This window comes from Nostoc sp. FACHB-888 (genome assembly GCF_014696655.1).
Lineage (GTDB): Bacteria > Cyanobacteriota > Cyanobacteriia > Cyanobacteriales > Nostocaceae > Nostoc.
In genome coordinates this window covers 1-10045 of record NZ_JACJQM010000152.1, presented here as the reverse complement: position 1 = coordinate 10045, position 10045 = coordinate 1, and the positions used below count along the sequence as shown (strand labels likewise).

Here is a 10045-nt window from a genome sequence, read left to right as displayed (position 1 = left end):
TCAAAAAAATCTATTTGCCAGGATTATGGTAATGAGTATAATGACGTTTTTGCTAGCAGCATTAGACAACGGTAAACGTCATCGGATCTTATGGTTGGGTTTAGGTATATCTATTCTTCTAGTTATTTTATCTACTTCTAAAAGTGCTTTGTTGATTGCTTTAATTCTGCTTGCTCTTGTGCCTATGTTTAGAGCTTTGCGATCAAACCATAATATAATATTACCTTTGTTCATTTTAATTATATTGAGTGTAGGAAGCATTGCTATATTTTTAGTAAGTAATGCGGAGACTATTGTGCGTTTTTTAGGACGAGATTTAACTCTCACTGGCCGCACTGGCATTTGGGCAATTGTAATTAGCAAAATAGCTCTGTATCCCTGGCTAGGTTATGGTTATAAAGGATTTTGGCACGATATGGAGGGTGATTCAGCAGATATTTGGTATGAGACATTTTTTATGGCGCCACATTCCCATAATGGTTTTTTAGATATAACTGTAGAATTAGGATTAGTGGGTTTCTTTTTCTTCCTCTCAACTTATATTAAAAATTGCTTACGAGCGATAACTTGGTTACGCCTTAATTCTGAATCGATAGGATTATATCCTATTATTTATTTAACATTTTTATTTCTTTATAATATCACTGAAAATAGCCTCACAGACCCTAATTATTTTATTTGGGTAATGTATTCTATGATTACAACTACCGTGCTCACTCAACCTATTACAGTCATTAGCTACAATCAATCATAGCTATTTAAGTAAATGACGATCTAAAAGTTCAATACTCATTATTTCTATTTTTAGAGTTGCATACAATCATGGACGCTGACAATCAAAAATCTATTTTGCCAGATGAAAAATATATGTATACGTTTACCATTTTTACTCCTACCTATAATAGAGCCTCTACAATCAGTCGAGTCTATGAAAGTTTAAAACATCAAACTTTTCAAGATTTTGAGTGGTTAATTATTGATGATGGCTCAACAGACAATACTTCAAGCCTTGTGAGAAAGTGGCAAGAAGATGCTAAATTTACAATTCGCTATATTTTTCAAGAGAATAGTGGCAAGCATGTTGCATATAATAAGGCAGCCAGGTTAGCAAAAGGGAAATTCTTAGTAAATCTAGATTCTGATGATGCCTGTATACCAGTAGCTTTAGAACGCTTCAAATATCACTGGGATGCTATTCCTGAGGATGAACAAAGTAGCTTTTCTGGTGTGGATTGTTTGTGCCAAGACCCACAGGGAAACTTAATTGGGGATTTATATCCTTTTAGTCCACTTGATTCTAACTACTCTGAGGTCCACTACCGATATAAGGTAACTGGTGAAAAGTGGGGCTTTCAACTTACTACTGTTTTTCAAGAATTTCCTTTTCCAGAGCCATCTATTAATCCTACACCTTGTATTCCGGAGAGTATTGTTTGGTCTAACCTTACTCAGAAGTACAAAGCAAGGTACATCAACGAATGCTTACGTATCTATTACATTAATGGTGGCCCAAGTCAACTCACAAAAACTAGCTCTGCATCGAAAAATCCTACAGGTTTAAACTTGGTATGTAAAAATATGCTAGATGTAGAAATACGCTACTTTATATTTTCTCCTTTTGCTTTTTTAAAAGCTGCGATTAATTACAGTCGTTCCTCTTTTCATTTACAAAAAAACTTAGGACAACAACTAATTAATTTACAGTCATGGGAAGCTAAATTTTTATGGTTAATTTGTTTTCCAGTTGGATATGTATTTTGGCTGCGGGATAGCTTAAATAAACGTTAAATATTTTAAGATGTAAAAATGAGAGCTATTGAGGAAGTAATAAGCTTATGTGAAAAAAATCCAAAGGTTTTTGACAAGATTAAAAGCTACTAAAAACCTTCTAAAAACTAAATTTCATAGCATATAAAATAGTAATTTTATGTGTGATTAAATAAAATTTGTATGAATCCGATTTGTAATTACTAAGTAACAACACATGAGGAGCGTAAGAGATGTTTAAACGTTTAACTATTTTTGTTCACAGACTTTATGGTGGCGGTGCGGAGAGGGCAATGCTAAATCTGGCGCGGGGGTTTTCGCAGCAAGGTATTCAGGTGGATTTAGTTTTACTGCAAGTGGAAGGTACTTATCTGTCGCAATTGCCACCGGAAGTTCGGGTAGTCAATTTGGGCGGAGGGAGGCTGTGGCAGTGTTTTCCAGCCCTAGTACGTTATTTTCAACGGGAGCAACCGTCGGTGATGCTTTCAACCCTAGATGATACTAATATTGCAGCACTATGCGCACGACGTTTAGCAGGTAGCAAAACTCGCTTAGTGGTCAATGTACAAAATACAATTTCGCAAGATGCCAAAAATGCAACGCAACTGAAAACTAGAATAATGCCGCAATTAGTACGCTGGTTCTTTCCCTGGTCGGATGCGGTAGTTCCGGTTTCTCAAGGCGTTGCTGAAGACTTGGTGCAGATTGGTGTGTCGGTAGAGCGTATTCAGGTGATACCCAATCCAGTGGTTACCCCTAATGTGTTTCAGAAGGCTCAGGAAGAAGTTGATCATCCCTGGTTTGTTCCAGGTCAACCGCCTGTGATCTTGGGCGTGGGACGATTGAACAAGCAAAAGGACTTTCCCACATTACTTCGGGCATTTGCCCAGTTGCGGCGACGATGTCCATCTCGACTGGTCATTTTAGGTGATGATGAAGGGGAAGAGGCATCACTAAAGAAACTGATTCAGGAATTGGGTTTAACTGAGGATGTGGACTTGCCCGGATTCGTCAGCAATCCTTACGCATACATGGCTCGCTCTGCTGTATTTGTTCTCTCGTCGCTGTTTGAAGGGTTGCCGAGTGTATTGATTGAAGCAATGGCGGTGGGAACACCGGTTGTGGCGACGAATTGCAAAAGCGGCCCTCTAGAAATCCTGGAGAACGGCAAGTATGGCAAGTTAGTAGCTGTGGGCGATGCCTCAGGATTGGGAACTGCCATTCTGGAAACATTGGAGTCACCACTGGATTCAAACGTACTTCAGCAACGAGGGAAGGAGTTTTCGCTAGAGCGATCGCTAGAAGAGTACTCTCAAGTTTTGCAGATAGGTTGACTGATTGTGTCGTAAAAGCTAGGGCTAGTCCACCACAAATGTGGTTGTAGAAATAAATGTTATATCAAAATTAGCCCGTTAATTAATTCTAAGCAAGTCTTGCAATATCCTCATTTACAATCTGAAATCCTGTTGCCTGAATTGGCAACAATTCAGGCAATAACTTTTTAAAAATACTCAGCCTTAAAACTACAAATGTATTGTTATTATTTAGTGCCTTGTGCCAGTTGTGTAATAACTCTTAAAAATTATCATTTAGAAAATAGTATCTTATCATAGCTACTTAAATTTTAGCCCTTGTACATAAGTGCTTACCATCGGACTTTATCAGAGGTTAAATATTCATTTTTGAGATTTTTGTAAGAAGTCTATTAATGTACGTAGACACAGTAAATTCAAATTAAGCTCATGGCAAATAAATTTAGTTGTCGGCAAATCAAAGTACTACCGTTTCTTCTATGTCTAATTACCGTAACATTTAGTTGCAGCTTTCTTAACATAGTAGATGCACAGAGTCCAAAACTAATTAATTCAATCGCAACTATCATTGAAGATATGCAACCACCTCATGAGGAGATGCCACGTGGTGTTCCTAAGTCTTACGATTGGGCAATTAAACCTCGTGTAGGTAGCAAAAACCCGAAAAAATTCAAAGCGATGACTGCTTGGGGGCAGCTATATGAAGCAGTTCAAGGTAATCCTGCAACTAATACCCGTGTTCAAATAAAAAATATCAAGGCTTACTACCTCAGCAAGTCGGACGGTAAATGGTATCTTCTCCAAAGTTCAACAAAAGTTGAAGGAAAGGCTTATAAAGAAGATTTTTCAGGTGATATGAATAAAACCGCAGATATTCGTTATGAATCAGATGGTAGTGTTACAGCCAAAGCTGGTAATAGTTATAACTTCCACTTTTGGCCTGCAAATGGCAGAGCTACAATTAATTCCGATGATGTGCGTGGTATGTTTACCACGGTTCAAGCACGGCTTATAATTGACAATCCTAAAAAAGATGACGATCGCTCTCAGGCTCGCTATCTGCTTAGTATGGGTGGCGATTACTGGTTAGATTTGGATGCAAAGTGGGACAACTGGACTACAAACGAAGATTTTGGTATAGGAAAATTTAAGTACGTTACAACTGAGTGGCAGGCTTTCAATATGATTACTCTGCCACAAGGCCAAATTCGTGAGAACCCACCACCAATTGAGTAGCAGCAAGTTTAGAAGCTAAATTTGCAGGATCAGCGTCAGCCTAGGCTGTTGACTTTGGTTATTTTTTGGGGAATTACCGAAAAATTAGTTGTGCTGGTTTTGCTTGTGTGAAAGCGCCCGCAACAGCCATCTTTACGCCAAAATAAAAAACACAATTTCTGCATGAAGTCTTGTGGGCTAAAGGGTACAGAGTCAGCAGCCTAGCGTCAGCCCCTTCTCTGCGAGATGCTACGTTTAGCTTGCTTAAGCAAAAGGGTACAAGGAATTTGCTCATTTCAAATTGAAGACCCCACAGATAAATCTGGGGGCTTAAATAGGGCTTGCATTTTTTATTCTCCATAAATAAATTAAGTCGCGGCTCAATTCTTTTTTTTTGTCATATTTTTCTCTCTCCAAAGTCACAAAAGTGATCGCCCATGAATGGCTAGCTTGAAAGCACTGAGTACCAAGACATTTAATAGTACAAAATTATTGTGATTTTTATCAAATGTGCTATTTGCATAATTACTATTTTAAATTGCCATTTAAAAAGCAGTGTGTTATAAAAATGACTGCAAACTGACAATATTTAGGCACTAAATCTTGGTAAAGACCGTGTTAATACTTGGATTCAATTTTAGAAGAATTAAGTTTTTACTATTTATAGTATGTATATTTACTGCGATAATTACTAACAGTTTTCCCTACAAAGTAGATTCACAGACACCCAAAGCAATCAACTCTATGGAAACCATCATTTATGATATGCAACCACCTCATGAGGGGATACCACATGGAGTTCCTTTATCTTATAATTGGGCTACCGGGCCACGTGTAGGCAGTGCTGATCCAGGTACTTTTACAGCAATGACAGCATGGGGACAATTATATGAAGCGTCTAAAGGTAATCCAGCAACTAATACCCGTGTACAGATAAAAAATATTAAGGCTTACTATCTGAGTAAGACAGATAAAAAGTGGCATATTCTCCAAAGTTCTGCGAGAGTTGAAGGTGCTGCCTATAGAGAAGATTACGTAGGGGACATCAATCGACCAGCCAATGTTAGATATGAGTCTGACGGAAGTATCTCTGTCAAAGCAGGTAATGGTTACAACTTCCACTTTTGGCCACCCGGTCGAGCATCTATTAATCCCATTGATGTAATGGGGATGTTTACCACAGTTCAAGCTCGACTTGTGGTAGATGATTTTAACAAGCCTGACGATCGCTCTAAAGCTCGCTATGTTCTTAGTGAAGGGGGAGATTACTGGTTCAATTTAACTGCACGGTGGAATAACTGGACTACTAATAAAGACTTTGGTATTGGTAAATTCAAGTATGTTACAACCAAATGGCAGGCTTTCAATTTGATTACTCTGCCAGAAGACCAAATTCGTCGCAACCCACCGCCAATGTGACTTTTCAGGGGATCTGGAAAAGGGGAAGTGGTTTTTAGGGATTTTAGATGGTTGCTATATTTACACCGTGGCGTACTAGGTATTTTATTTTACATCAGGATACTGTTCTAAAAGATAGTAGCAAACGTTATCAATGGACATTGAGTTTAGGGCTATATAAAGTAATAACAATCACAGATGATTACAAGAGCAATAATCTTTAACGCGGCTTTTGGAGCGAATCACTCACTTGAGTACCTGTATAATTTGGAATCCAACCTTCTGCAATTGCAAAATAGCGTATCCCTTTGAATTTCAACGATGCAGTTGGACTGCACCAATGTTCAACGTCGGCAGGGATATAAAGATAGTCTTGTGCCTGAACTAAAAGCTGTACTTGGCTGCCATCAGGTCGCACAAAGCCATAAATCATTTCTCCTGCCAACACGTAGAGGGGTTCAGCAGCAGGATGAGTATGGTAACGGCCATAGGTTGCTATCAGGTGGTGAAGATTGAAGGAGCCTGGATGTACATTTAGCAAGTCACACCAGAGAGCGCCATTTTCTTGCTGAATAAATTCAAAAACGCTGTTATGGAGTTCTACACAATAACGTTTCTCAAACTCAGTTAAAACGTCCTGGTCTAGCATATCGGGGAAGAGAAGCGATGTTCCTGGGTCGTAATGTCTGAGTTGAATCCCAAGAGGCTCAAGAGCAATTACACACCGATAGCAATCAACCTTACACCGTTTACACCCCTTTCTGGAAAAATTGGATTACCAAACCAAAAGCAAACCCAGTAGAAACTCTGCAAGATGTTGAAGGGTTAACAGAAGCTGAACAGGAAATTGCTAAACTTGCAGGAGCCTTAACGCTACCTTCAAATTGGGAAGCATCATTTATTGTTTTTTCTGACTAATAGCTATAGCGATAAGACATCACTTAAGGAATATTGCAAGTATTACCATCCGCTCACTCAAACAATTTCTCTGGCGGTAGTAATACCAATTGGAAAAAAGAAAGCTACAGATTCCAAGCTGGAAACTCAAATTCAATCCGAATTACAAATTCAGCATTATCAGTTGTTGTAATTCCCTAAAGGTTGCTCATACCTTAAGAGTAGTTGCAGGAGGAATTTAAATTTACGCCAAGTATTCCTTTAACCACACAACTAACCATTGCAATCCACTCTAAACAATCGCTACAACTTCCCCGATTTTGCTGATATCGTAACCGCCGAGAATTTCAAATTGGGAGTGAACCATCCGATGTCCTAAAGTACTGAGCAACTGCTGTACAAGTGCTTCTTCCGAATATTCCTTGAGAATCACCAAATCATATCGTGACTGATGTAGAGGGATAAATCCCAGCCCAAAGGCGGTAGCTACAGATGCCGTACTCATACCTGCATCAGCAACTCCTCTGACTACAGCTTGGGCAACATCTTGGTGACTTTTGAGTATATTATCAAAGCCCTGAACAGCATCGAACGGTATCTGCTCTTTTTGGAGTGTTTGTTCCAAAAGCATCCGACTACCAGAACCGATTTCGCGGTTGACAATAGTCGCTCCCCCAGATACTAAGTCACTAACTGTTCTAATTCCCATTGGGTTCTCTGGCTTTAACAAAAGTCCCTCTTCCCAAACACCAAGGGTAATCAGAACTGCTTCCTTCCCAGCCAGAACATCTCGAACAAAGGGAGTATTATACTCACCAGTTTCAGGATCGTACAGATGCATCCCCGCGATGTGCGCCTCACCTCTGCATAGACTGTGCAATGCAGCCATACTATTGGCGAAGTTATATTGGACTCGCAGTTGCGGATGCCAGCGTTCGGTGGCTCTTGCCCATAGTGAAATTACAGGGGCACAACCAGCAATCACAACTGTGTTGTGAAGTGTGTCAAGATTATCGTCTAAAAGACGGACTCGAATTTTATTTGTACCTGTGCAAGTCTCACCTTCACCGTCAGCCGGAATCATATCTTGGCGAAAAGCATCCTTACCAATCAAGGGATAAGCTATCCATTGTCCTCCTACACGAGCCATGCTAACTCGCAGTTGTTGACCATTAGGAAGAGGTTTGGCAAGAACTGCTTCAACTTCAGGTAAATCCCGCTCTAACCAGAATAAATCCTCAACTTGACAGCCAAGCGCTTTGGCCAAGCGAAGTGTTATGGCTACTGAGGGAGCATATAGTCCCGACTCTACACCACTAATAGTCTGACGAGTCACATTAGCAATGTTAGCCAAATCTTGTTGGCTCATGCCTAAGCGAGTTCTAATGGACTTTAAGTTATTACGGAGGTCACTATCCTGCTTCATTGGCTTTGTCTGTTAGTTTCAAAAAGCCGTAGCGGATTTAAACATTGCATCTGCCAAGGCGAAAGTGTGGTCTTTGAGTTTATATCATTTCTCTTGGAACACTTTTTGTGCTTTCGCTGTTTTGATTTCCCATATAAAAAGACTATCACAGAAATTGCCAATTTGCTTGCGAAGCGCAAATTATTTTTGCGCGTCGTTGTTTTTTAGCCGCTTTTTTGACTCGAAAGCCCCAAATTCTGATAAATAGAGCATTTATCTAGCAGTTGAGAGAGTAGCCGGAATGGGCAATGTTAGCGAAGCCTACTGCCAAGGAGACAAAGGCATAGAAAGTTCTCAATTTAATTAATGTCGAGATGATGTTGGTATGTGGCTATGCTGGAGTGGGAAAATCTGCGTTAGTGCAGGAACTCTACAAGCCCATCACAGCAAAGCGTGGCTACTTTGTTTCCGGCAAATTTGATCCATTTGAGAGCAAAATTCCCTACAGCGCGATCGCCAATGCCCTGCAAAAATTAGTACAACAATTAAAAGTTATCGCTCACAAGGCTGTTCCCGATCGCCCTGGCAGAAGTGAATCACGAGTCCGTAAACGTCGCCCAAAAATTTACCCCTTGATGACGAAACCCCGGCATCAATGGGAGCAAACAATTGCGAACTGCTTAAACCGCAAGTGTTTCGGCTTTTCTTAGTGCCAGTAAAATCCTCCATATATCAAGCATTCAGGACTTTTCTGCACCAGTAAGTATGTTTAGTTTGGGGAGGACGCTCGATTCCTTTGGGGCAAACGGTGTTGTCACACGGCAGTGCGACGGTCGGTTTTGAAGACTACTGCCCGGTGTTAGAAACCACTTTGCGACTGCTACCGCAGGGATGTTCGGTAACATTATTAGCAGACCGAGGGTTTGAACACGGTGCGTTGATCCGATGGTTACAGGAGCATCAATGGTCGTGGGCAATTCGTGCGAAATCTGACCTAAAGATTACGCGCTCCAATGGTAAAACATCTGCGGTTGCTGATCTTTTACCCCCAGAGGGAGAAGCCTATCTCTTTCGAGAAGTCACGGTTTTACAAGACATTCAGTGCTTGAGGGGCTGCAAGCGATCGCAAAAATTCTTTCACTTTTGACCAACAGTTTTCAATCGGTGAAAAATCAGGAGAATAAGGAGACAAATACACTAGCCTTGCACCAACGGCTTCAATCGCTTCCTTAATACCCGTGACTTTGTGAGAACTAAAATTATCCATGACAACAGTTGCGCCCAGCCACAGATTTGGAACCAAAACTTCCTTATTTGATAAGGGTTTCAGCCTTAGCGTATAATTTTACCGTTTTGGCACAGTGATGCCGAATTCAAAAAACAGACATCGTTGCTCAAGTAAAATTTGTTGCTCAAATTTTGGGAGTAACCGCATAACTAGTTCTGATTTATACAGAGCTTTTGTCTTTTACAAGTTTTTGCAATACAACCATCTTATTTGCAGTCAGAGCATTTTCGTTTTAGAAAGTTAATCATGACTCGCACCTTGTTTGGTAAGTAGGTTTTACTAGGGTATAAAAGCCATGCAGCTGTCTCGAAATCCGTCGCAGTCACATGATAATTTGCAAATAAGTCGATAAGCTTTCCCTGAGCGATATCTTCGTCGATGAGCCAGTTGGCTAACAGTGCTGGCCCCATACCAGCAAGCGCGCAATCACGCAGTCCTAAGGCATTTGATATCACTATATCACCTTCAATAGGTACTTCGCTGACTGTTCCATTACTGTCACGGAATAACCACCTTGATCGGAAGTTTGGTAAAGTGAAAAGTAGGCACTTATGAACTCGGAGATCGTCTGGAACGTGCAAGTACTTCTCACGCTCCAGATAGGCAGGGCTAAGAGGCTGTTTGAAAAGTTTGGGGGGGTAAAATTTTATGCTAATCGTCTTACCATGATCCGGATCATGGCAAGGTAGATAAACGTCTCCGATGTTTCCGGTAATAACTCATAGTCTCTGGCCAATCGCCGACAGCCCATTAGCCACCCAA

8 protein-coding genes and 4 pseudogenes are annotated in these 10045 nt (G+C 40.5%); 8 read left to right on the top strand and 4 right to left on the bottom strand.

Features of this window, described 5'->3' with window-relative positions; translation table 11 throughout:
- The 5 genes from H6G26_RS34260 to H6G26_RS34240 all read left to right on the top strand — a co-directional run.
- On the top strand, positions 1–754 hold a 754-nt coding region (locus H6G26_RS34260), incomplete at its 5' end, for an O-antigen ligase family protein (RefSeq protein ID WP_190735567.1).
- Positions 755–822: 68 nt separating this feature from the next.
- Positions 823–1788, top strand: coding sequence for a glycosyltransferase family A protein (locus H6G26_RS34255; protein WP_190735565.1), 966 nt, complete (start codon positions 823–825; stop codon positions 1786–1788).
- A gap of 212 nt (positions 1789–2000) precedes the next feature.
- Positions 2001–3101 carry a glycosyltransferase gene (locus H6G26_RS34250; RefSeq protein ID WP_190735563.1) on the top strand — a complete coding sequence of 367 codons (1101 nt, stop codon included), beginning with the start codon at positions 2001–2003 and terminating at the stop codon, positions 3099–3101.
- Between the two features lie 408 nt (positions 3102–3509).
- On the top strand, positions 3510–4316 hold the full coding sequence (locus tag H6G26_RS34245; protein WP_190735561.1) for a hypothetical protein: 807 nt from the start codon (positions 3510–3512) through the stop codon (positions 4314–4316).
- Between the two features lie 723 nt (positions 4317–5039).
- Positions 5040–5714: a hypothetical protein gene (locus H6G26_RS34240; RefSeq protein WP_190735559.1), complete on the top strand. Its 675-nt coding sequence runs from the start codon at positions 5040–5042 to the stop codon at positions 5712–5714.
- Between the two features lie 199 nt (positions 5715–5913).
- On the opposite strand, the pseudogene H6G26_RS34235 reads toward H6G26_RS34240, so the two are convergent.
- Positions 5914–6405, bottom strand: a pseudogene (locus H6G26_RS34235) (acireductone dioxygenase); the annotation flags it as partial.
- On the opposite strand from H6G26_RS34235, the pseudogene H6G26_RS43180 reads away from it, so the two are divergent.
- A pseudogene (locus tag H6G26_RS43180) lies at positions 6399–6575 on the top strand (deoxyribodipyrimidine photolyase); the annotation flags it as partial. The pseudogenes H6G26_RS34235 and H6G26_RS43180 sit on opposite strands and share 7 nt — an antisense overlap.
- A 307-nt stretch (positions 6576–6882) precedes the next feature.
- On the opposite strand, the gene H6G26_RS34230 reads toward H6G26_RS43180, so the two are convergent.
- Entirely contained in the window at positions 6883–8016 is a 1134-nt protein-coding gene (locus tag H6G26_RS34230; protein ID WP_190735557.1) for a substrate-binding domain-containing protein, read from the bottom strand.
- A 353-nt stretch (positions 8017–8369) separates the two neighbouring features.
- Here H6G26_RS34230 and H6G26_RS34225 point away from each other — a divergent pair, with 353 nt between their 5' ends.
- A complete protein-coding gene (locus tag H6G26_RS34225) occupies positions 8370–8705 on the top strand; it encodes an AAA family ATPase (protein WP_190735555.1) in 336 nt (111 codons plus the stop codon).
- 53 nt (positions 8706–8758) lie between these two features.
- Positions 8759–9100: pseudogene (locus tag H6G26_RS34220) on the top strand (transposase); the annotation flags it as partial.
- On the opposite strand, the pseudogene H6G26_RS34215 reads toward H6G26_RS34220, so the two are convergent.
- A pseudogene (locus tag H6G26_RS34215) lies at positions 9095–9268 on the bottom strand (transposase); the annotation flags it as partial. The pseudogenes H6G26_RS34220 and H6G26_RS34215 sit on opposite strands and share 6 nt — an antisense overlap.
- A gap of 661 nt (positions 9269–9929) precedes the next feature.
- Positions 9930–10045, bottom strand: a 116-nt coding sequence (locus H6G26_RS41935) for a transposase (protein ID WP_190727979.1), incomplete at its 5' end; no start/stop codon positions are given.

Excerpts from the sequence above, each read along its gene's own strand:
- H6G26_RS34255 (WP_190735565.1), top strand. The coding sequence starts at position 823 with ATGGACGCTGACAATCAAAAATCTATTTTGCCAGATGAAAAATATATG.
- H6G26_RS34250 (WP_190735563.1), top strand. The coding sequence starts at position 2,001 with ATGTTTAAACGTTTAACTATTTTTGTTCACAGACTTTATGGTGGCGGT.
- H6G26_RS34245 (WP_190735561.1), top strand. The coding sequence starts at position 3,510 with ATGGCAAATAAATTTAGTTGTCGGCAAATCAAAGTACTACCGTTTCTT.
- H6G26_RS34240 (WP_190735559.1), top strand. The coding sequence starts at position 5,040 with ATGGAAACCATCATTTATGATATGCAACCACCTCATGAGGGGATACCA.
- H6G26_RS34230 (WP_190735557.1), bottom strand. The coding sequence starts at position 8,016 with ATGAAGCAGGATAGTGACCTCCGTAATAACTTAAAGTCCATTAGAACT.
- H6G26_RS34225 (WP_190735555.1), top strand. The coding sequence starts at position 8,370 with ATGATGTTGGTATGTGGCTATGCTGGAGTGGGAAAATCTGCGTTAGTG.